This window comes from Hymenobacter sp. DG01, from assembly GCF_006352025.1.
In the GTDB taxonomy this organism is placed as follows: domain Bacteria; phylum Bacteroidota; class Bacteroidia; order Cytophagales; family Hymenobacteraceae; genus Hymenobacter.
Genome location: NZ_CP040936.1, coordinates 4597521 through 4618332, shown reverse-complemented (window position 1 = coordinate 4618332; position 20812 = coordinate 4597521). Strand labels below are relative to the sequence as shown.

At 59.4% G+C, this 20812-nt stretch carries 20 protein-coding genes and 1 tRNA gene; 9 read left to right on the top strand and 12 right to left on the bottom strand.

Annotation, left to right across the window (positions count from 1 at the left end; all coding sequences use genetic code 11):
- Positions 1-115: 115 nt before the first annotated feature.
- The gene (locus tag FGZ14_RS19730) at positions 116-1471 is read left to right on the top strand and encodes a hemolysin family protein (RefSeq protein ID WP_139925865.1); all 1356 of its coding nucleotides are present in this window, start codon (positions 116-118) and stop codon (positions 1469-1471) included.
- Between the two features lie 92 nt (positions 1472-1563).
- Here FGZ14_RS19730 and FGZ14_RS19725 read toward each other — a convergent pair whose 3' ends face one another.
- Positions 1564-1839, bottom strand: a complete 276-nt coding sequence (locus FGZ14_RS19725) for a hypothetical protein (protein WP_139925864.1) — start codon at positions 1837-1839, stop codon at positions 1564-1566.
- 124 nt (positions 1840-1963) lie between these two features.
- Positions 1964-2482 carry a gamma carbonic anhydrase family protein gene (locus FGZ14_RS19720; RefSeq protein ID WP_139925863.1) on the bottom strand — a complete coding sequence of 173 codons (519 nt, stop codon included), beginning with the start codon at positions 2480-2482 and terminating at the stop codon, positions 1964-1966.
- 78 nt (positions 2483-2560) lie between these two features.
- Between FGZ14_RS19720 and FGZ14_RS19715 the strand changes: the two genes are divergently transcribed.
- Positions 2561-3076, top strand: a complete 516-nt coding sequence (locus FGZ14_RS19715; protein ID WP_139925862.1) for a hypothetical protein — start codon at positions 2561-2563, stop codon at positions 3074-3076.
- Here the strand turns inward: FGZ14_RS19715 and FGZ14_RS19710 are convergent.
- The 5 genes from FGZ14_RS19710 to accD form a co-directional block, all read right to left on the bottom strand.
- Positions 3073-4056 (bottom strand): radical SAM protein, encoded by a 984-nt coding sequence (locus FGZ14_RS19710; RefSeq protein ID WP_139925861.1) that lies wholly within the window; start codon positions 4054-4056, stop codon positions 3073-3075. The genes FGZ14_RS19715 and FGZ14_RS19710 overlap by 4 nt on opposite strands.
- Before the next feature lie 113 nt (positions 4057-4169).
- Positions 4170-4931, bottom strand: a complete 762-nt coding sequence (gene nth, locus FGZ14_RS19705; RefSeq protein ID WP_139925860.1) for an endonuclease III — start codon at positions 4929-4931, stop codon at positions 4170-4172.
- A 156-nt stretch (positions 4932-5087) separates the two neighbouring features.
- Positions 5088-5792 (bottom strand): OmpA family protein, encoded by a 705-nt coding sequence (locus FGZ14_RS19700; protein WP_139925859.1) that lies wholly within the window; start codon positions 5790-5792, stop codon positions 5088-5090.
- A gap of 360 nt (positions 5793-6152) precedes the next feature.
- Positions 6153-6896: an OmpA family protein gene (locus FGZ14_RS19695; protein WP_257883290.1), complete on the bottom strand. Its 744-nt coding sequence runs from the start codon at positions 6894-6896 to the stop codon at positions 6153-6155.
- A gap of 228 nt (positions 6897-7124) precedes the next feature.
- Positions 7125-8012: an acetyl-CoA carboxylase, carboxyltransferase subunit beta gene (gene accD, locus FGZ14_RS19690; protein WP_139925858.1), complete on the bottom strand. Its 888-nt coding sequence runs from the start codon at positions 8010-8012 to the stop codon at positions 7125-7127.
- Between the two features lie 423 nt (positions 8013-8435).
- On the opposite strand from accD, the gene FGZ14_RS19685 reads away from it, so the two are divergent.
- Entirely contained in the window at positions 8436-9446 is a 1011-nt protein-coding gene (locus FGZ14_RS19685; RefSeq protein WP_257883289.1) for an OmpA family protein, read from the top strand.
- Positions 9447-9980: 534 nt separating this feature from the next.
- A complete protein-coding gene (locus FGZ14_RS19680; RefSeq protein ID WP_139925857.1) occupies positions 9981-10895 on the top strand; it encodes a hypothetical protein in 915 nt (304 codons plus the stop codon).
- Between the two features lie 90 nt (positions 10896-10985).
- Here FGZ14_RS19680 and FGZ14_RS19675 read toward each other — a convergent pair whose 3' ends face one another.
- The 4 genes from FGZ14_RS19675 to FGZ14_RS19660 form a co-directional block, all read right to left on the bottom strand.
- Entirely contained in the window at positions 10986-13730 is a 2745-nt protein-coding gene (locus FGZ14_RS19675; RefSeq protein ID WP_139925856.1) for a TonB-dependent receptor, read from the bottom strand.
- A gap of 555 nt (positions 13731-14285) precedes the next feature.
- A complete protein-coding gene (locus FGZ14_RS19670; RefSeq protein WP_139925855.1) occupies positions 14286-14990 on the bottom strand; it encodes an SGNH/GDSL hydrolase family protein in 705 nt (234 codons plus the stop codon).
- Positions 14991-15171: 181 nt separating this feature from the next.
- Entirely contained in the window at positions 15172-15726 is a 555-nt protein-coding gene (locus FGZ14_RS19665; RefSeq protein WP_139925854.1) for a hypothetical protein, read from the bottom strand.
- Positions 15689-16828 (bottom strand): cystathionine gamma-synthase, encoded by a 1140-nt coding sequence (locus FGZ14_RS19660; RefSeq protein ID WP_139925853.1) that lies wholly within the window; start codon positions 16826-16828, stop codon positions 15689-15691. Before FGZ14_RS19660 ends, FGZ14_RS19665 begins: the two co-directional genes overlap by 38 nt.
- Before the next feature lie 251 nt (positions 16829-17079).
- Here FGZ14_RS19660 and FGZ14_RS19655 point away from each other — a divergent pair, with 251 nt between their 5' ends.
- The 5 genes from FGZ14_RS19655 (at position 17080) to FGZ14_RS19635 (ending at position 20244) form a co-directional block, all read left to right on the top strand.
- Positions 17080-17805 carry a TVP38/TMEM64 family protein gene (locus tag FGZ14_RS19655; RefSeq protein ID WP_180754426.1) on the top strand — a complete coding sequence of 242 codons (726 nt, stop codon included), beginning with the start codon at positions 17080-17082 and terminating at the stop codon, positions 17803-17805.
- A gap of 131 nt (positions 17806-17936) precedes the next feature.
- Positions 17937-18013 (top strand) — tRNA-Arg (locus FGZ14_RS19650).
- 231 nt (positions 18014-18244) lie between these two features.
- A complete protein-coding gene (locus tag FGZ14_RS19645) occupies positions 18245-18652 on the top strand; it encodes a hypothetical protein (RefSeq protein ID WP_139925851.1) in 408 nt (135 codons plus the stop codon).
- Positions 18653-18800: 148 nt separating this feature from the next.
- Positions 18801-19814, top strand: a complete 1014-nt coding sequence (locus FGZ14_RS19640; protein WP_139925850.1) for an NAD(P)/FAD-dependent oxidoreductase — start codon at positions 18801-18803, stop codon at positions 19812-19814.
- Between the two features lie 103 nt (positions 19815-19917).
- Complete coding sequence (locus tag FGZ14_RS19635) at positions 19918-20244, top strand: 2Fe-2S iron-sulfur cluster-binding protein (RefSeq protein WP_139925849.1); 327 nt, start codon at positions 19918-19920, stop codon at positions 20242-20244.
- Positions 20245-20347: 103 nt separating this feature from the next.
- Here the strand turns inward: FGZ14_RS19635 and FGZ14_RS19630 are convergent, their stop codons facing one another.
- Entirely contained in the window at positions 20348-20809 is a 462-nt protein-coding gene (locus tag FGZ14_RS19630; RefSeq protein WP_139925848.1) for a hypothetical protein, read from the bottom strand.
- Positions 20810-20812: the final 3 nt, after the last annotated feature.

Genomic DNA, 20812 nt, shown 5'->3' with positions numbered 1-20812 from the left:
CTCGGGTATAACCTTTCCCCGGCTACAGCGTCATTCATTCCGAACCGCTTGCGCCGAATGTCGTACTTTTGCCTTATAAAGGAAGGCAGGCCGGTCGAGCCTCGCTTCCGCATCTATGGGCTTAGACATTTTATTTACCATTCTGCTCGTTGTAGCTAACGGCTTTTTTGTGGCAGCTGAGTTTGCCCTTGTTAAGGTCAGAGTCTCGCAGCTGGAATTGAAAGTGCAGGAAGGCAACCGCTGGGCCAAGCTGACGCTGGGCCTGGTGCACAAGCTGGATGCCTACCTCTCGGCCACGCAGTTGGGTATTACGCTGGCTTCGCTGGCCCTGGGCTGGGTAGGCGAGGAAGTAATGGCCGAAATTGTGCTGGACGTGCTGCCCTACACCGGCCTGAAGCCCCTGCTGGAAAGCTTCGGCGTTGTGGTCAACGAGGCCCTGGCCCACCGGATTGCCGTCCCGATTTCCTTCGCCCTGATTACCATCATGCACATTGTGCTGGGCGAGCTGGTGCCGAAGTCTCTGGCTATTCAACGCTCCGAGGCCGTGAGCATGGTAGTGGCTGGCCCGCTGAAGGTGTTCTACAAGATTCTCTCGCCCATTATCGGGCTGATGAATATGCTCAGCAACGCCATCCTGCGCCTGGTCGGGATTCAGCCCGCTTCGGAGCATGAGGTACACACCACCGAGGAGTTACGTTTGTTGCTGGACCAAAGCAAGCAGAGCGGCGAGATTCAGGAGTCGGAGCACGAGCTGCTGGAAAACGTGTTCGAGTTCAACGACCGGATGGTAAAGCAGATTATGGTGCCGCGTACCAAGCTCTCGGCCATTGATGTAAGCACGCCCCAGGACGAGGTGCTGGAAGCGGTGTACAACGAGGGCTACTCGCGGATTCCGGTGTACGAGGGCAACATCGACAACATTGTGGGGGTGCTCTACGTGAAGGATCTGCTTCAGATTATCCGGCGTCAGGAGCCCATTGAGTTGGCCAAGATTATCCGGCCCGCCTACTTCGTACCGGAAACCAAGAAAATCAACCGCCTGCTCCGCCAGTTCCAGCGCAAGCACATGCACATGGCCATTGTTTCCGACGAGTTCGGGGGCGTGTCCGGCATTGTGACCATCGAGGACATTATGGAAGAGCTAGTGGGCGAAATCCAGGACGAGTACGACAATGAAGTGCCGGTGGTAGAGAAGGTTTCGGAAACTGAGTACCGCGTGAACACCGCCACCGCCATTCCGGATGCCAACGAGTACCTCCCCTACCCCCTGCCCGAGGGCGACGACTACGAAACCGTGGGCGGCCTGCTTAACGTGCTTTATGGCAACATTCCGGAGGTCGGCGACGTGGCCGTGCTCGATAACTACGAGTTCCGGGTGCTGCAACGCTCGCGCCGCTCCGTGGAGCTGGTGCAGCTCCGCGTAACCACCCAGGAAGAAACGGAAGACCCCGAGGAGGCTTTGAATCTGTAAGCCAATACGGCTTTCAGAGCGCAAAAAAACGCCCGCAACGAAGGTTACGGGCGTTTTTTGTTGCTCATATCTGGTGCTTCTGAATGGCCAGGCTATGAAGCCGTCAGAATGCGCAGAATGGTAAGGGCAGCTCCTACCCCAATCAGAATCCAGACTGTTTTGCTTGATTTCTTTTTTGCTACCTCCTTTTTCGGCGAGGAAGACTGCGAATACGCCGTGGGCGCCACTGCCCGCGCCGATACCATGGTCGGCGCTTCAGCCGGCACGGTAGCCAGGGCCACCACTGGGGCCGGAGTAGCGGCCGGAGCGGCCGAAACCGGAGTAATTGTTTGGGCCTGGGCGCCGGACAGAGAGGTCAGGCTGAGCATGGTGCTAAATCAAAAGAGTAATAGTTTTTCATAAAAGAAATAAGGTAAGATCCGCCCAATTCTTCACCTGGACAGTTTGGATCAATGATAAAACAAAAGCTCCGGCTTTCCAGCGGCAACACCCTTACTCGGGCTTAAACCAGCTGGCGTACAGCACATAATTATCGGCGGTGCGCAGCATGTTGGCGCGCTGCTCTTCGGTTACTGGCTTGATGCGGCGGGCCGGAATGCCGGCGTAGAGGTAGCCCGGCTCGCAGTGGGTATTTTCCAGCACTACGGCGCCGGCGGCAATAATGCAGCCTGCTCCCACCACGGCCTGGTCCATTACGATGGCGCCCATGCCAATCAGCACATCGTCCTCTACGGTGCAGCCGTGCACAATGGCCTTGTGCCCAATGCTGACGCGGGAGCCGATGGTAGTGGCGGCCTTATGGTAGGTGCAGTGAATCACTACCCCATCCTGGATATTGGTTTTGTCGCCAATGCGGATGCTGTTCACGTCGCCGCGCACTACGGCATTGAACCACACGGTGCAGTTGGCCCCCAGCATCACGTCGCCGACGATGGTAGCGTTGTCAGCCACAAAGCAGTCGGCACCAAGTTGGGGGTATTTATCCTGCACAGGTAGAATAAGGGCGGTCATAGAAAGCTGGGTTGAAAGAACTGTGTAGTTTAGCTAGGCGGCGCCCGAAGGTAACGGGTACCCGCTCATTTTCCGCGTATGCCTCCTACTCCTGCCCTACCCCTGCGGTTTACCGAAACTCAATCCTTTTTGCGCTCGTGGTGGCCGCTGCTACTGTTGCCCGTGCTGCTGGTGGTTTTTCTGCCGGTGTTAGGGACAGTGCATGGCCCCGGCAGAGGGTCGGCGACTGGACTGGTCACGACGACCGGCGCTATAACGGCGCTCCTCATAGCTTTTCTGCTGCTTACCCTACGGCTCGAAACCCAGGTAGATGCCACTGGTATAAACTACCGGATGCGCCCCTTCCAGGGTAGTTGGCGCCACCTGCCCTGGGCAGCCATACGCACCGCTCAGGTTCGCACATATAGCCCCATTGGGGAGTATGGCGGCTGGGGCTTCAAAGGCACTGCCCGCAACCGGGCTTACAACGTGGCAGGCAGCGCCGGACTACAACTCGAGCTAACTGACGGAAGCCGGTTGCTGTTGGGCACCCAGCAGCCTGAAGCCCTGCGGCAAGTGCTGGCCGACCTGGGTCATTTGCCCGAAGCAATTTAGCGCGCCAGCATCCGCTTCCAGGTGCCTTTCTCCCAGTTGTATTTGAGGGTGCTGGGTAGAGCCTGCCAGAAGTATTTGCTGGTTTCTACCGCGAAGCTGGGCTGCATGTAGCAGTTGATGGTACAGCCTTCACATTGGGGTAGGCGTCCTTCCAGGGCGGCCAGCTGCTGCACCGGCCCGGAATTATAAAGTTCGTAGAGTTGGCCGTCAATCGGGAATTTCTGCTCGCCTAGGTGGTAGCAGGGCAGCACCAGCTCGTTGCTGGGCGAAATAACCAGGGTAGTGCTGGCCGCCCGGCACACGGGGGCAGCTACGTGGTTACCCCCATCGCGCCGGAGCTGAATGAAGGCCTCATTGAGGTACACGCCGGGCCGCTTGCCAAACGCCGAGAGGTAGTCCAGCTCCTGGGGCGTCAGCTGCTCGCCGGTATTCACGGCGTTGTACTCAAAGGCAGGGTTCAGGATAAGTACCAGCTTGTTGGGCCGGGTTATCTCCTGATACACCTTTTCCAGGTCGGCCAGGTTTTCGCGGAATACGGTGAACAGCACGTCGGGCCGCTCGCCCAGCTCCCGGGCCACCCGAATGCTTTCCAGCACAAAATCAAAGCAGGCTACCCCCCGGCCCTTGTCGTGCACTTCCTTCTCGGAGGCGTCGAGGGAAAAGTGCAGCATGTCCACCTTGCCGCGCAGCTTCTCAGCGTATTTGGGGTAAAGCAGGCAGTTAGTGGTGAGCGTGGTGATGAAGCCCATATCGTGGGCCAGCCCCACAAACTCATGAATCTGGCGGTGCAGCAGGGGCTCGCCGCCCGTAAAATCCACCACCGATACGCCCAGCCGCTTCAGGTCCCGCAGGTTGCGCTCCACATCTTCCAGCTGAATATAGGGCGAGGGTTTCTCCCAGATGTCGCAGAAGGAACACCGCGCATTGCACCGGTAGGTGACGTAGTAGTTGCACAGAACCGGATGACGAACAAGGCGCATAGGCGGGTAAAGGTACAGCACGGAAACGCAAGCCGCCGACCTATGGAAAGGATACAGTGAAAAGAACCCCGGGGCTAGTAATGAGGAGCAGACTTCCGCGCTACTATCTCTGGCTAATGCGGCAAGGCCCCCCAGGCCGTATCCCAGTGGGCGGGGGTAGCGGCCAGGGCCTCGGGTGTAGCGGGGCCGTAGTGCTCCAGATAGTAATTGCAGAAGCCCTTCAGGGGGCAGCGCGGGCAATCAGGCTTGGTGAAAAAGCAAATTTTCTGGCCGTGCCAGTAGTTGTGCTTATGAAAGTTGAGCAGCAGGAGCGAATCCTTAGGCAGCTGATCCAGCAACACCTGGTGGGCTTTTTCCACGGAGGCTTTCGGCCCGATCATGCCCACGCGCTGGGCCACGCGGTGCACATGCGTATCTACGGGCAGCACGGGCTTGCGGAAGTTGAACAGCAGCACCAGAGAAGCCGTTTTCAGGCCGATGCCAGGCATATCGTTCAGCCACTGCATGCCTTTTTCCGTGGGCCATTCCGCCAGAAAATCCAGGTTATACTCGCCGCGCTCGGCCTTGATGCGGCGCAGGATTTCCTGAATCCGGGGGGCCTGGGTATCGGGCCAGCGGGTGGTCCGGATGGCGTGAGCCAACTCCTGAGTAGGCGCGTTTACTACCCCCTCCCAGTCGCCAAAGGCTTCCAGCATCCGGTCGTAGGCTAGTTCCTCGTCGGCGTGGGTGGTGCGATGCGAGAGAACCGTGGAAATCAGCTCCCGCATAGGCGAGCGGCGGGTGGTGTCCTGACTGAGCGGGGGGTAGAAGGCCTGCAGAACCCGCTGGTTTTCCATGGCCTTCTCAGCGGCGGGGGCAGTGTAGGAGGTAGGCATAGCTTGTTGTACCGCCGAGCCGGGCGGCGGGTTGCGACCCTACCCCCACCGCTGGCCCCAAACCTATTCAACCCACATCAGCAAACAGGGCACAAAAAAACCGGTGGCCCCGCCTGGGAGCCACCGGTCTGGTGCTTTTCGTCGCTGATGAAAGGCTTAGATGGTGCCTTTCTCGGCAGCCTTCTTCAGCTTTTCGTTAGCAAAGATGGCCACTTCTACGCGGCGGTTGGCCTGGCGGCCAGCCTCCGTCGTGTTGTCGGCAATGGGCTGCTTGGAGCCGTAGCCCGACACCGTGAAGCGCGAAGCATCTACGCCTTGCTGCTGCGTGTAGTTAGCCACAGCCTGGGCGCGACGCTGCGAAAGGGGGTCATTGATGGCATCGGAGCCGGTGTTGTCGGTGTGGCCTTCCACAATAACGTTGGTGTCGCCGTACTTAATGAGGGTTTTAGCCAGCTCTTTAATGTTTTCCTGAGCCGACGAAGTCAGGGACGACGAGTTCTTGGCGAACAGCAGGCCCGAGTCGAAGGTGATTTTGATGCCTTCACCTACGCGCTCTACTTTGGCGCCGGCCATCTCTTTCTGCAGCTCAGCGGCCTGCTTGTCCATGCGGCGGCCAATCAGGGCTCCACCGGCACCACCCACGGCAGCCCCAATGATGGCACCTTTGGCAGTACCCGACTTACCGCCAATGATGCGGCCCAGCACGGCACCACCCGCAGCCCCACCCAGGCCCCCAATAACGCCGCCTTTAGCGGTTTTGCTCCAGGGCTTTTTGGTAGTAGTGGTTTGCGCCTCGGCGGCGCTGGTGCCCAGCAGCAGCACGGCCAGCAGCAGGGCAAACAGAGAACGAAGATTTTTCATGACGTGGGGAGTTAAAGTGTATTGGTTTTGAGTGTGCGGTAAAAGTGCCGGCAAAGGTATTCGGTACAACTTTCATTCGGATACCTCCTCCGTAAATACCCGAATTGCAACCACCTTGCCAAAAACGCACAAGCCTCCGGAAAATTATCTGGAAACCGTACTCTATTTGCTCGACAGGCTGCTTTCTTGGCCTTTCAACTAAGTCTGAAAATCCTCTGTACCAAGTTATTTCCCTACCCCCCTCTCCTGGTCATAACCTGTAATAATCCTTTTTTGGCTATGTGCCCGGATCGGTGCGGCAAGGCCACAAAAAAGCCGCTCCCGAAGGAAGCGGCTTTTTTATATGCTAAGAGCAAGAGCTTAGAGCGTACCGTTCTCGGCTGCTTTCTTCATTTTCTCATTGGCGAAAATGGCAATTTCCACGCGGCGGTTGGCCTGGCGGCCTTCGGCGGTAGTGTTATCAGCAAGGGGCTGCGACGAGCCGTAGCCTCTGGTCGTGATGCGGCCGGCATCTACCCCCTGCGAGGTGGTGTAGTTGGCCACGGCCTGGGCCCTGCGCTCGGAGAGGGGCTGGTTGATGGCATCGGAACCGGTGTTATCGGTGTGGCCTTCTACCAGCACGTTGGTGTCGGGGTACTTTTTCAGCACCTCGGCCATCTTCTGGATTTCCGTCATAGAAGCCGGGCGCAGGTCGCTCTTGTTGGTATCGAAGAGGATGCCCGCGTCGAAGGTAATCTTGATGCCTTCGCCTACGCGCTCTACCCGGGCGTTCTGCATGTCGCGCTGCAGTTCTTCGGCCTGCTTATCCATTTTGCGGCCGATAAGTGCACCACCCGTACCACCTACAGCGGCCCCAATGATGGCACCAGCAGCGGTACCCGATTTGCCACCGATAACGCGGCCCAGCACGGCACCAGCTACGGCACCGGCACCGGCGCCAATGGCGCCGCCTTTCACGGTGCGGCTAGTGCCGGTTTTGCGCGGACCCGTTCCGTTGGTATCAGCTTCCGGGATGTTGGGGTTGCGGGTATTGGTGCTGGCGCAAGAGCTAACGAACAGCACCAGGGCCATCAGTAGCGTAAGAAGGGAATTGCGAGAAGTCATGTGCTTGGAAATAGGGTGAAGGGAAAGAGCTTGATGAGCTGTTGGGGGTACTTACTTGGGTTGGACAAAAAATGTTCGGCAAACGTGGCGCCACCTGATTGGCTTTGTACCAGGTTCCGGGCAGAGGCGCTTGCCAATAAAAAATGCCCGCTGCAGGCACCATTCGTGCGCACAACGGGCATTTTCCAAAAAGCTTGCCGAAAAATCAGGGTCGGCTTGCCCGTGAGCTTACCGTACCAGCACAGCCGGCTCTGTAGCAGGCACTTCGGCTGGTTTCAGCATGGTCAGCAAATCCGTAAGCTTGTGCTTGAGCTCCTTGCGGTCCACAATAAAATCAAGGAAACCGTGCTCCAGCACAAACTCGGCGCTCTGGAAGCCTTTGGGCAGGTCTTTGCCAATGGTTTCACGGATAACGCGCGGGCCGGCAAAGCCAATCAGGGCGCCCGGCTCAGCAATATTGAAGTCGCCGAGCATGGCAAACGAGGCCGTAACGCCGCCCGTGGTGGGGTCGGTGAGCAGGGAAATGTAGGGCAGGCCGGCTTCGGAGAGCAGGGCCAGTTTGGCCGAGGTTTTGGCCATCTGCATCAGGGAGTAGCCGGCTTCCATCATGCGGGCCCCACCGGAGCGCGAAATCATGAGGAAGGGCAGACGGTTCTGGCGGGCATAGTCAATGGCGCGGGCAATCTTCTCGCCTACCACCGAGCCCATCGAGCCCCCAATGAATTTGAAGTCCATGGCTGCTACCACCAGCCCCAGGCCGTTCATCTGGCCGTGGGCCGCACGCACGGCGTCTTTCAGGCCGGTGTTCTTCTCGGTGGCGGCCACACGCTGGGGGTAGGCTTTGGTGTCCACGAAGTTCAGCGGGTCGGCGGAGCGCATATCGGCATCCAGCTCCTGGTACGCGTGGTTATCGAACAGGAAATCAAAGTAATCAACGGCGTCAATCCGGTCGTGGTAGCCACAGTTGCCGCAGGTGGAGAGCAGGCGCTTGTGCTCGGCCATGGTAGCCACGGTTTTGCACTCGGGGCACTTGTACCAGAGGCCGTCGGGCGTTTCCTTCTTCTGTTCCGTGGGCGTGACGATGCCTTTTTCTTTACGCTTAAACCAGGAAGACATAGGTGGGGAGATGCTTGAATCAGTGAGAGGGGAAGGCAGGTAAAGGCGCTACCGGTGAGCGGCAGCGGCTTCCACGGTGCAAGTTAAGCCAGATGCGGAAATAGTGAGACGCCAGGCAAACGAGTTTACACTCCGGCCGGTACGCACGCCGGAAAGCTCCTGATTTTGGCCGCAGCCCTACCCTGCCCTAGTCCCGCCGGCGACCTTGCTTTTCCTGATCAGCTTCGCCGGTTGGCTTCCTACCCCCGCTACTGCCCCGAAGCCATAGCTACGGTCCCAGCCCGGTACGCTGGGCCCAAGCCTGTCCTCACAGGCTTTCTGCCGCGAGGTGGGGTAGCACTTCCGGGCCGGGCGTCTTACCTTGCCGCGGGAAGCCCGACCGTGCGGCTTCCCGCCCTGCACTTGCACTAAACAGGCTTTTTCGTGAAAAACATTTCTCTTCTCGCGGCGGCTACCCTGCTGGCCGCCTCCACTCTGCCCGGCTGCGTGGCCTCCAAAAAATACGACGACCTAAAGGCCCGCCAGGCGGCCGCCGAACAGGCCAAGACCGACCTGGAGCGCCAGCAGCGCCAGGCCGTAACGGAGCTAAAAAAGGCTTCGGATGAGCTGGCCCAGCTGCGCCTGGATACCCGCCGCCTCGTGGACGACTCCACCGAAACCGGCCGCAACCTGCGCCGCATGCAGCAGCTTAACGCCCAGCTCACGGACTCGTACGACAAGCTGCTCAAGAACTCCGACCGCGCCATGGCCGATAAGTCGGCCGACTATAACAAGGTAGCTAAGGACCTGGCCCGCCGCGAAGCCGAGCTGGGTGAGCTGGAAACCAGCCTCCGGAAAAGCCGCACCGATATTGACAAGCTGAACGCCGACCTGAAAGTGCGGGAGGCGCGGCTGGCAGAGCTGCAGAAGGCCCTGGCCGAGAAAGACAAAGCCGTGGACGACCTGAAAGCCAGCGTGAGCAACGCCCTGCGTGGTTTCCAGGGCACTGATCTGCAGGTACAGATGAAGGATGGCAAGGTGTACGTGTCCCTCTCCGAGCAGCTCCTGTTCAAATCGGGCTCAACGAAGGTTGACCCCAAGGGCCAGGAAGCTCTGAAGCAGTTAGCCGCCGTGCTTCAGCAGCAACCCGACGTGAACGTGGTGGTGGAAGGCCACACCGATAACGTACCATTCAGCCGGCCCGCCGGCGCCATGCAGGATAACTGGGACCTGAGTGTGCTGCGCGCCACCGAAATTGCCCGCTTGCTGACGGTGGGTGGGGTAGCCCCGGCCCGCATCACCGCCTCGGGCCGCTCCCAGTACGTGCCCGTGGCCCAGAACGACTCGCCCCAGAACAAGGCCCTAAACCGCCGCACCGAAATTATCCTGACGCCCAAGCTCAACGAGCTGCTCAAGATTCTGGATTCCAATTCTTCGGCTTCCAGCGCGAAATAGACGGGCTATTTACACCACTCTCTAACTGCTTATTTTCCTTACATGAATAGACGTCTATTAAGTCAGTTACTGCTTTTTGCTGCCTGCTTACTTATCACACTACAGGCCAGCGCTACGCATATTGTAGGTGGGGAGATAAGCTATAAGCCCTCGCCTGATAACCCGAGGCACTACTATGTCACGGCGAAGCTGTACCGAGACAAAGGTTACTCTACCGCCGACTTCGGTGATGAAGTTGAGCTTTTTTGCCGCAAAAGCGCCTGTACCACTTCCGATGCAGCTAATTTCACAACAAAGCTCCGCCGGATCAGCCGTACCGCAATAGGTGCTTCTACTGAAATTCAGGTATTTACTGGCGAAATCTGGCTACCTACACTGGATAACTGGACCCTCAGCTTATCGGGGGAGAACCGGTCTAATGGCATTCTCAACCTGTCCAATTCGGTCAACTACGGAATGTACCTAGAAGCCGAATTACTGCTTGATCCCGCTATTGGTAGAGCTAATACCTCCCCCGTTTTTACGTCCGAGGTATTGCCTTACATCAGTGGCAACCAGTTCCACCGCTTTAGCTTCTCCACGTTCGATGCGGACGGTGACTCCTTGGTGTACCGAATGATTAATCCGCAGGGAGCCACCTCTATGGCTCCCTGCCCGCAAGCTATTCCGGTTACGCCCAGCCCCCATTTCATTATCCATCCGGCTACCGGAGAGCTAGCCACTCAGCCTTTTACCCTAATACAGGGCTATTACATTATGGCTGCCCGGGTAGAAGAATACCGCCGCGTAAGCGGGCAATGGATTAAAGTAGGAAGTGTTATGCGGGATATGATGTACCGCGTTTTGGCTAGCTCAAACCGAAATCCGGTATTTACTACCCTTACTGTGGGTAGCACCTCACACTCCCTGGACCAGACCATCCGGGTTAATCCTGGGCAGAAGCTCGAGCTTAAACTCGAAGCCGTGGATCAGGATGCCGGTTCCGTGCTACGCTTCAGTAGCGAGGCGACTACTTCCCTACCCGGTGTCTCCCTCCAAACATTACCCGACAACCAAGCTCGCCTGACCTGGGAAGTACCCGCGACGTTGCCACTGGGCCGCTACCGAATTCCGGTTGCTGTTACCGACAATGGCTACCCCCTCAACGGCACCGAAGTCCGGACAATTACCGTTTTCGTTACCAGCCAAATCCTGGCCGCAACCCCTTCGCGGCTACCCATGCAGGTGGCTGCCTACCCTATGCCCTTCCGGGAGCAGGTGCGCTTTCAGCTTAGCCAGCCGGGTAGCCAAATCGTTCAGGTAGTTGATGGCCTGGGCCGCGCGGTGGCCCAGCTCACCAGCCGCCCCGATGGCAGCGTGCTGTGGCAGCCCGGCCCTACCCTGGCACCTGGCCTGTACCTGGCCCGCACGGCCGATGGACAGCAGCAGGTCCGGCTGCTGCGCGAGTAGCTTGGCGGTATCCAAAAACAGCAACGGCCGGCCCCCATGCAGGGAGCCGGCCGTTGCTGTTTTGCACTGGATGCAGTGGCTGTTCTGCGGTTAGAACGACAGGTTCACGCGGCCGAAGTAGAAGGCGCCGCTGTAGCCAAACTGGTTGGAGCTGTAGGGGAAGCGGCCCCGGTTGGTGGCATCCAGGGTGGAGTAGGTCAGGCTTTGCTCGTTGTTGTTGGGGTCCTGGTACAGGCGGTCAGGATAGACGTTGAACAGGTTGTTGGCTCCAATGCTCAGGCCCACGTTCTTGATAACCTGGGCGCTGAGTACCAGGTCCGTGACCCACTTGGCCGCGAAGGTCTGGTCGATAAAGGAACGGTCGGGGTTGGCATCCTTGGTCTGGATTTCCCCGAAGCGCACCGTGCGCAGGTTCACGCTGAAAATCTTGTAGCCATAGTCGGCGCTCAGGTTGATTTTGCTGCGGGGCTGGCCGTTTTCGAGGCGGGCGCGCTGGGCCCGGTCGAAGAGGGTGTTCTGCAGGCTGGGGTTGGCATCAATGAAGGCCGAGCTGTTGAAGCCGCGCACGGTAGTTTCGTTGAAGTTGGCCGCCGCCGTCAGAGTCAGGCGGCTATCAGCGCCTAGCTGCAGCCGCTCGTTGGCCACAATATCAATACCGCGGGTGCGGGTATCCACGGCGTTGGCGAAAAACTGGATGCCCTGCACCGGCAGCGTGCCCAGAATTTGGTTTACGGCCGCGTTGCCGCGGTTGAACTGGCTGCTGAGCACAATCCGGTCCTTGATGTCAATCTGGTAGGCGTCCACCGTCAGGGTAATGGTCCGGAGCACCCGCGCCGTAAGGCCCAGGCTGTAGTTCTTCGATTTTTCCTGTTTCAGGGGGCCAATGCCGAAGGCCCGGGTCAGGGGGTCATCGTTGTTGGTGGTCAGCACTTCGCGCAGCTCGCCGCTGGTGAACTGGGTGCTGGAGTTGGTGAAGTAGCGCTGCTGCAAGGAAGGCGCCCGGAAGCCGTTGCCCAGGTTGCCACGCACCGCTAGGTCGGGCAGAATGCTGTAGCGGGCGGCCAGCTTACCGCTGAAGTTGGAGCCGAAATCGGAATACCGCTCGGCGCGGCCGGCCACGCTTACCAGCAGCTTTTCGGTGATGTCGCTTTCCAGATCGAGGTAACCGGCCACGTTGGTGCGGGTGCGGCTGGTAGCGTCGCGCGGGGTGTAGCCCGGGAAGCCCTGGGAGCCGAAGGCGGCGCGAGCCCCATTCACGGTACGGGTACCAGCCAGGTAGGAGCCTTCTTCGCCAGCCTCAATCTCAAACATATCCGTCCGGAATTCGCCGCCGAAGGCCACGTTCAGGGTGCTCAGGGCGGGCACGCTGGTGAACTTGCGCGAGAAGCCCAGGTTCACGGTGTTCTGCTGAAACGTGAGCGTACCGGCGTAAAACTCGGTTGGGCTGGTGCCCTGGGGCAGGGAGGCGTTCAGCGTGTTCGTGATGTCGTAGCGCAGGCTGTTGCGGCCATAGGTGTTGCTCAGATCAGCCGCGAAGCCCAGCACATTGCCCCGGATACCAGTAATCAGCGAGGCATCGTCCACGGTGCTGTTGATAAAGGGCAGGTAGCCGTTCGGATAGATGGTCAGGTCGCTTTGGGTGGCCTGGTTGGGTAGGCGGTACAGGGCCCCCGCCCGACCGGTGCGGCGCGTGAGGCCACCGGCCACGTACACCTCCATATCCAGGGCCGGCGCTACCGTGTAAGCTCCGTTCAGAAAGCCGCCGTAGGTGCGCACGTCGGAGCTGCCTACCCGAATATTGCGGCGGTTAAAGCCACGCTCAGCCACCAGCGCATCATCCTGGGCTTTCAGCTCACGCTTCTGCTGGTCGGAGAGGCCGCTGGGGTAGTTGCCCCCACTACCCAGGTAAATCAGGGGGGCCGTATCGGGGCGGCTGCGGTCCACGAAGGAGCGGTTGCTGAACTGCCCGCTCACGTTCAGAAAGCCCCGACGCCCGAGCCCAAAGCCGGCGTTGGCATCGGCCTGCACCAGTTCCCCGTCGCCTTCCACGGTCTGGCCCACGGTGCTGCTGGCAAATACGCCGGTCGTGTCGTCCTTGAGTTGAATATTGATAACACCGGCAATGGCATCGGAGCCGTACTGAGCCGCCGCGCCCTCGCGCAGCACCTCAATGCGTTTGATAGCCGCCGGCGGAATTACGTTCATGTCGGTACCCACCGAGCCACGACCGGGCGTGCCGTTGATGTTGACCAGGGCCGAGGTGTGGCGGCGTTTGCCATTCACGAGCACCAGCACCTGGTCGGGGCCCAGGCCGCGCAGGGTTGCGGGGTCCACAAAGTCGGTGCCGTCGGTTACGGTCTGGCGGCTGCTCTGGAAAGACGGAGCAATGTAGGTCAGAATCTGGGTGACGTCCGTCTGGGCGTAAGCCTTGATTTCGCGGGCCGAAATAACATCGACGGGCGAGGTGGTCAGGATGTTGGAGCGACCTTCGGTGGCCCGGGAGCCCGTTACCACCACCTCATTCAGGGCTGTTTCGTTGTCCTGGAGGCGGGCATCGAGGGTGGTGCGGCCGTTGAGCGGAATTTGCTGGGTAGTAGAGCCAATGGCTGAGAAAACGAGGGTAGCCGTCGGCGCAACGTCCAGGCGGTAGCGGCCGTCAGCGTCGGTGCTGGTGCCGTTGGTGGTGCCGCGCTCCAGCACCGTTACGCCCGGCTGGCCCTGCCCGGCCGCATTCGTGACGCGCCCCGTGACGCTGATGTTCTGAGCTACGGCAGCAAAGCTGCTCAACGACAAGGCCGTGACCAACCCGATTCGGCTTGCGGATAAATGATTCATAGGAAAAGAGAAAAAGAAAACACGTACTGCCGCCGCTCCTTACGCAGGAGGCCGCGGCCAGCTCAACACACAACAGAAACTCACGCCGACCTTGCTTCCGGCCGCCAGCAGGCACCGGAAAGCCGCTTTGCGGCGGGCTTTTTACCAAGATTGTACTGGCTCTTTTTTGCCCATACGCACGGAGGCGCTCCGGGGCTGGTAGGGTTCAGCTTACTGATTTCCTACCGGGAAGGCCGCACCAGAGCGGCAATCTACCGCAGGTCTGCGGCCGGCCCTTCTACCAACAGCAACAACACCCCAACTCCTTCGTGGGGGTAGGCAAATGGAAGCTGCTACGGAAACCAGCGGCTGTAACCAACCGGCATTCCTGAGAAGCAAGATTAAGAAAGGAGTAATTTTTCACGCGGCACCAGGCAGAAGCGCCCCTACCCCAACTGCAGGGCGGGCGCTACTTGTGCAGATATACAACCAGCAACCGGTTTTGTTTGAGGGGCCCTGCTAGTGCTTCTCTCCGTTGCTAAAAAAGCCCACTGACTCGGTGGTTGAGGGCGGGCCTTACTGTAGCAGCTGCCGGGCCACCGGCAGGGCCTGCTGCGCCCACTGCTGCATGTGCTTACCCGAATAATGCAGCCCGTCGGGGGCAAACTGGGTAGCGTCGTCGGCGGCCGCGCGGGTCAGGTCGGTGATGTTCACGTAGGCCACCCCCAGTTGCCGGCACTCCTGCTGGGCGGCGGCATTGAACTGATTTATTTCCATAGTAATCCGCTCCTGATCGTAATTGCGGGCGTAGGGCGAGCGGCCCCAGTCCGGAATGGACAGCATGAACACGCGCCCCGGTCGGCCGCCGGCAAAGCGAATAGCCGTTTGCAGCAGCTCCCGCAGCTCAGTGCGGTAGGTGGCTACCGGCTGGCCCCGGTACTGGTTGTTAACCCCAATCATCAGCGACACCAGCTCATACGTATTCTGGTTGTTGGCCGATTTGATGGCCTCCTGCAGCTCGGCGGTAGTCCAGCCGGTTCGGGCAATGATGTCGGGGGTTTGAATACCATCGGTTTGGCCGAGCCGGGCCAGCTGCAGGCCCCACCAATCCGTCGCGGGTACGCCTTCCCCAATGGTGTACGAGTCGCCGAGAGCCAGGTAGCTGATTTGGGTTACAGCTGGCTTCGCGGGCGGCAGTGGGGTAGCACGCGGGGCCGGGTCAGCCGTTGGCTCGGTGCAGCCAAAGCCAATCAACAGCGAAAACAAGACCAGGAGGCGCATACGCATCAATACAGCAGGGAACAGAGCCATTATGTACGGGTTGGGCAGGCAACCCAGATTGCGCTGCATTCATTCCCCGGCGTAGCCCTGGCCCGACCGGAATCCGAGCGGCTCCCCCAGGTAAAACAAACGCCCGGCCTGCAGGCCGGGCGTTTGGGCTATAAATACGTAATGTGGGGCGTTACCACACAAGCTTCAGGGCATCCTCCAGCTTCGTAAAAGGCCCGAAGCGAACCTTACCCCGACCGTAACGGAGCGTACCCCGCGGGACGGCGCGGGCCAGAGCCTCTACCTCCCGAAAAGCGGTTTTCGCCGGAGCGGTTTCCAGCCCGAAAAACTGGGCCGGGAAAGCGGTAGCAGTGCCGCGCGCGGGGCCTTCCATCGTAAACAGGCCGGTTATCTTCCAGCCGGTAGCCACATGCACGGCGCGCAGCTTCAGCTGTTCGGCTGGGCGCGTGGCAGGCACTACCACCCGGGTTGTCAGCAGGCCGTGGGTGGCATCTACGCTGTCTATAACGTAGCCGCGGGAAACCAGGTGCAGCCGCATCTGAGCCAGCACCGAATCGGGACTAGCCGGCGTCCGGACCAGCACCAGGTTGGCCCGACTGAAGGGGGTAGCTGCTTCGTCGGCCTGCTGGGCCACGGCCGTTCCGGCCTGGGCCAGCAGGCTACCCCCCACCAAGAGCACAAAGCCCGCCCTACCCAATGGCTTGCTGCAGGTCTTCCAGCAGGTCATCGGCGTCCTCAATGCCCACGCTTAAGCGGATCAGCGAATCGGAGAGGCCGGCTTTGCGGCGCTCTTCGGCCGGGATGCTGGCGTGGGTCATAGTGGCGGGGTGGCCCGAGAGGCTTTCTACGCCGCCCAGGCTTTCGGCCAGGGAAAACAGCTGAAATTTCTCGAGGCAGGCCACGGCATCTTCCTGCCGGTCGCCCTTCAGCACAAAGGAAATCATGCCCCCAAAGTCGCGCATTTGCTTGGCGGCAATGGCATGGTTGGGATGATCCTCGAAGCCGGGCCAGTACACTTTCTCCACTTTGGGGTGAGCCTTAAGAAACTCGGCTACTTTGCGGCCGTTTTCGCAGTGGCGCTGCATCCGTACGTGCAGGGTCTTGAGGCCGCGCAGCACCAGGAAGCAGTCTTGGGGGCCGGGCGTGCCGCCGCAGGCGTTCTGGTAGAAACTTAGGCGCTGGTGCAGCTCGTCGTCGTTAACGATTACGGCGCCCATCACCGTATCGGAGTGGCCCGCCATATACTTGGTCAGTGAGTACATCACCATATCGGCCCCGAGTTCGAGCGGCGTTTGCAGGTAGGGGGTGCTGAACGTATTATCGACCACCAGCAGAGCCCCGGCTTTTTTGGCTACGGCCGAAGCCGCTGCAATATCGATGACATTGAGCAGGGGGTTAGTAGGGGTTTCCACCCAAATCAGCTTGGTGCGCTCGGTTACGGCGGCTTCCACGGCCGTCATGTCATGCATGGGCACAAAGTGAAACTTGATGCCGTAGTTCTGGTACACCTTCGTGAACAGGCGGTAAGAGCCGCCGTACAGGTCGTTGGTGCTGATAACCTCGTCGCCGGGCTGTAGCAGCTTCACAATGCAGTCGATGGCGGCCATACCGGTGGCAAAGGCCAGGCCGTGCTTGCCGTTATCGAGGGCCGCCAGTGCGTCCTGCAGTTGCGAGCGGGTAGGGTTGTGGGTACGCGAGTACTCGAAGCCTTTGTGGTCGCCGGGCGAGCGTTGCACATAGGTCGAGGTCTGGTAAATGGGCGTCATGATGGCCCCGGTGGTGGGGTCGGGATGTACGCCCGCGTGAATTGCCTTGGTTCCGAATTTCATGCGGTAAAAGCTGAAAGAAAAGGAATAATAGTCTGCCGTAATGAAGGCAAAGGTAACCATGCGCCGGCAGCTTTGGCACCGCCAGCCACGGGCCGCCCCCCCGGTGCATGGTACCTCAACCCGGCCAAAAAGTTTACGCCCGCTTGCCTACCCCCTACTGGGGCCGCAAGGCAAGCGCAGCCTTCGCGCCGGTTCTTACGTTCTTACCTTCGGGCCGGCCGCACACTGCCGGCCGCTTGTTTTTGCTGCCTATGGCTTTTCTGAAAGAGCTTTTCCACCAGAATACTTCCACCCTGGTTTCCCTATTTCTGCTGGCGATACTGCCCTTGGTCGGGGATAGTATCCTGGCCTGGGGCCTGCACGAAAATGCCGAGTGGCTACGGCATCCCTCGGCCCTGCAGATGCTGCTGTATTTTGTGGTGGTGGCCTTTACCATGACGTTTGCCCTCACCCATACCACGGTGGTGGTGCTGGTTACGGCGTTTTACTTTGGCTGGCCTGGCTTTGCGGGCATGCTCCTGACCTACATGCTGGCCGCTTTGTTTGGCCACATGCTGGCTACCTCCCTCGACAAAGGAAAGCTGATCGGGCTGCTGGAAAAGTTTCCGAAGGCGCACGCCATCATGCACGAGCTGCGCGCCGACAGCTGGCGGCTGGTGCTGCTCACGCGCCTCTCGCCGGTGCTGCCTTTTGCGCTTATCACGTTTATCCTGGCCGTTATGGGCGTCCCGCGCCGACAGTTTCTCACGGCTTCGGTAGTGGGTATGCTGCCCCGTACTCTGTTTTTCTACTGGCTCGGCACAAAGGCCCAGGATGTGCTGCTGCTGATTCAGGACCCCGATACCGGCACGGCCGGCAAAGTGCTGGTGGTAGTGCTGGTGGCCGTGTCATTGTTCGGCCTGTACTTCTTGTTTACCCGGGCCCTCAAGCGGGTGCTTCAGCGAGGCGTCGAAAAAGAGCAAAAAAATTTCAGCTGAATTTCAGCATCTTGCAATCTTTCGCTTCCTTTTTCTGCACGAATTTTACCTTACTGCTTGCAGGTCCGGAAATTTACCCGCTATCTTTGCACAACCAAAACGGAGGAACGCTCCGGAAACGGTAACAAAATGGTTGCGTAGCTCAATTGGATAGAGCATCTGACTACGAATCAGAAGGTTTGGGGTTCGACTCCCTACGTGACCACCATTAAGTATCAAAACCCCAGTTCTGCTTCAGAACTGGGGTTTTGTGTTTTTAGCCTGTGCCAGTACCCGGCCGCTGAGACATTCTTCGCCTACTACGGCCTATGCCTGGCGCGGCTATGGCAAAGTCCCGAATTTGGAAAAGCTCCGGGCGCTAATTTCCCGCACAGGGATTTTTTTCAACTGCTGAGGCGTTTAGGCAGGCACGCTCTTGCCCTCCATAGCACACACCTCCATGCAACTCGTCGCCTATCGGCCCGAATACCGGATTTATCTAGACTCTCTACTCAACCACATTACCTACGAACGCCAGGAAGAGCAAACGCTTGTGCAGAATATGCCCTACTTCCTGGCTGACTGGCAGCGCATTCTGCAGCGGGTACAGCCGGGCTTTACCGTGCTCTGCGACGTGTCGCAGACGCTGGGGCCCAACGTGCGCCTGGTTCCCTTGTACGTGCAGCTGCGCGAGCTGCTGAAGGAATCGGGGATATCGGCTATGGCCGAGGTTCATCCGTCTTCCCTCACCATGCAGTCGTTAAGCCGCCTGCTGGGCCAGCGGCTGGCGTTGCCGGTGCATCGGTTCACCGACCGCTCTGAGGCTGAATACTTTCTGCTGGGCTACAGTCTGGCCCACCCAGCTTAGTGAAGTAGAACGGGGCGGGGGTGGGCTGGCTGCCGTAGCCTGCCTATCTTTGCGCCCGCAAGTGAGGCATCCCCCAACGTTTTGGCGGGTTTGGTGGTTAGTACACCGGCGCTTCGCCCGCTCGTTGTTTTGTTTTCACTTTTTGCTGATGAATTCTATTTCCACCGATATCTGCATCATTGGGGCTGGCCCGGTAGGCCTGTTTGCTGTATTTGAAGCCGGACTCCTGAAGCTGCGCTGCCACGTAGTGGACGCCCTACCCCAGGTAGGCGGTCAGCTTTCTGAAATTTATCCGAAGAAGCCGATTTACGATATTCCGGGCTACCCCGAAGTGCTGGCCGGCGACCTGATTCAGAACCTGATGCGGCAGATAGAGCCCTTCCACCCCACCTTTACACTAGGGGAGCGGGTAGAGGGCTACGAGAAGCTGGAGGATGGTTCGTTCCGGGTAACTACCATCGACGGCACCGAAATTCTGTGCAAGGCCATTGCCATTGCCGGCGGGCTGGGTTCCTTCGAGCCGCGCAAACCCGCTATTGATGGCCTCACGGATTTTGAGAGCGGCAAAGGTGTGTACTACATGGTGCGCGACCCGGAAACCTTCCGTAACCAGCGCCTGGTAATTGCCGGCGGCGGCGACTCAGCCCTGGACTGGACGATTTTCCTGGCCGACGTGGCCAAGGAAGTAACCCTGGTGCACCGCGGTACTACCTTCCGCGGCGCCGCCGACTCGGCTGAGAAGGTACAGAAGCTGCACGAGGCCGGTAAAGTAAAGCTGGTGCTCAGCTCCAACGTAACGCACGTGCACGGCAACGGCCAGCTCGAAGCCGTGACCATTACGGCCAACAGCGGCGACGCGCAAACCGTGAACGTGGATAGCTTTATTCCGCTGTTCGGCCTCACACCCAAGCTAGGGCCCATTGGTGAGTGGGGTCTGGAGCTAGAAGACGACGCCGTGAAGGTGAATACCGTGGACTACTCCACCTCGGAGCCCGGCATCTACGCCATTGGCGACATCAATACCTACCCTGGTAAGCTGAAGCTGATTTTGTGCGGCTTCCACGAGGCCGCCCTTATGTGCCAAGGTGCCTTCAAATACATCAACCCCGATAAAAAGTACGTGCTCAAGTACACGACCGTCAACGGGGTACCCACTTTGTAAAGTAGTTGGTAATAAGTAGTAGGTAATAGGACCACAGGCTGTATTTGATACTACCGACGCCGGTATCCTACTACCTACTACCAATTACCCAATACCTGAGAATATGACCGACGAAGTACGCGTATATGTAGAGGAGGCGCCCGGTCAGCGGCGCGAAATTGTGGCTCCTACCGACATGGGCCTGAGCCTGATGGAAATCATGAAGGCAGATGGGTACGACATTCAGGCTACCTGCGGAGGCATGGCGCTGTGTGGCACCTGCCACGTAGAGGTACTGGCCGGGCCGGAGCTACCCGAGCCCGGCGACGATGAGCTGGCCATGCTGGAGAGCCTGCCCGTGATGACCCAGGGCAGCCGCCTTTCCTGCCAGATCCGACTGACCCCACGCGTGGACGGCCTGGTAGTGCGCCTCATGCCCCAGGACGCGTAACGAAACAGCCGTAGCTACCTGCTCACGGAGGCATTACCTAAAAAAGAGAGCCGGCCCGATATACTCGGGCCGGCTCTCTTTTTTAGGTCAGATCCGGAGCATACTAACGCCGCCGGGTGGTCTTTTTCTTTTTGGCCGTTGACTTTTTAGCGGTGGATTTCTTGCGCGACGAAGCCGACGAGCGGCTGCGGCTGGCCGTGCTTCGGTGGCCAGATGAGCTACGTCGGTGGTAGCTGTGGCTGCTGCGGTGCACGGCAGCGGGGGCGGCTTTTGCTTCGGGGGCCTCGGCGGGCTTATCGTCCTCGGGGGCCTCCAGGTTCCGGGCGGTTACTTCTACGGCGGGCTGGTGTACACCAGCTTCCTCGGCAGCAGCGCGCAGGGCCGCGGCCTGCTTGCGGCGTACGGGCATCAGAAAGTCGCGCTCGGCACGCTCCTGGGCCGATAGTTTTTCTTCACCCGGCAGTTGGGTGGGGGTAGCGGTGGCTGTCGTTTTTTTGTCTCCCTGAGCCCACGCCGAAGTGCCACTCAAGAGCAGCACCACGGCAACCATTACTAGTTTATGCATCAA

Coding starts and splice junctions, on each gene's coding strand:
- FGZ14_RS19725 (WP_139925864.1), bottom strand. CDS start 1,839: ATGCTCAGCCTGACCTCTCTGTCCGGCGCCCAGGCCCAAACAATTACT.
- FGZ14_RS19630 (WP_139925848.1), bottom strand. CDS start 20,809: ATGCATAAACTAGTAATGGTTGCCGTGGTGCTGCTCTTGAGTGGCACT.
- FGZ14_RS19675 (WP_139925856.1), bottom strand. CDS start 13,730: ATGAATCATTTATCCGCAAGCCGAATCGGGTTGGTCACGGCCTTGTCG.
- FGZ14_RS19655 (WP_180754426.1), top strand. CDS start 17,080: ATGGCTTTTCTGAAAGAGCTTTTCCACCAGAATACTTCCACCCTGGTT.
- FGZ14_RS19700 (WP_139925859.1), bottom strand. CDS start 5,792: ATGAAAAATCTTCGTTCTCTGTTTGCCCTGCTGCTGGCCGTGCTGCTG.
- FGZ14_RS19720 (WP_139925863.1), bottom strand. CDS start 2,482: ATGACCGCCCTTATTCTACCTGTGCAGGATAAATACCCCCAACTTGGT.
- FGZ14_RS19660 (WP_139925853.1), bottom strand. CDS start 16,828: ATGAAATTCGGAACCAAGGCAATTCACGCGGGCGTACATCCCGACCCC.
- FGZ14_RS19640 (WP_139925850.1), top strand. CDS start 18,801: ATGAATTCTATTTCCACCGATATCTGCATCATTGGGGCTGGCCCGGTA.
- accD (WP_139925858.1), bottom strand. CDS start 8,012: ATGTCTTCCTGGTTTAAGCGTAAAGAAAAAGGCATCGTCACGCCCACG.
- FGZ14_RS19645 (WP_139925851.1), top strand. CDS start 18,245: ATGCAACTCGTCGCCTATCGGCCCGAATACCGGATTTATCTAGACTCT.
- FGZ14_RS19635 (WP_139925849.1), top strand. CDS start 19,918: ATGACCGACGAAGTACGCGTATATGTAGAGGAGGCGCCCGGTCAGCGG.
- FGZ14_RS19670 (WP_139925855.1), bottom strand. CDS start 14,990: ATGCGCCTCCTGGTCTTGTTTTCGCTGTTGATTGGCTTTGGCTGCACC.
- FGZ14_RS19665 (WP_139925854.1), bottom strand. CDS start 15,726: ATGACCTGCTGGAAGACCTGCAGCAAGCCATTGGGTAGGGCGGGCTTT.
- FGZ14_RS19695 (WP_257883290.1), bottom strand. CDS start 6,896: ATGACTTCTCGCAATTCCCTTCTTACGCTACTGATGGCCCTGGTGCTG.
- FGZ14_RS19715 (WP_139925862.1), top strand. CDS start 2,561: ATGCCTCCTACTCCTGCCCTACCCCTGCGGTTTACCGAAACTCAATCC.
- FGZ14_RS19730 (WP_139925865.1), top strand. CDS start 116: ATGGGCTTAGACATTTTATTTACCATTCTGCTCGTTGTAGCTAACGGC.
- nth (WP_139925860.1), bottom strand. CDS start 4,931: ATGCCTACCTCCTACACTGCCCCCGCCGCTGAGAAGGCCATGGAAAAC.
- FGZ14_RS19710 (WP_139925861.1), bottom strand. CDS start 4,056: ATGCGCCTTGTTCGTCATCCGGTTCTGTGCAACTACTACGTCACCTAC.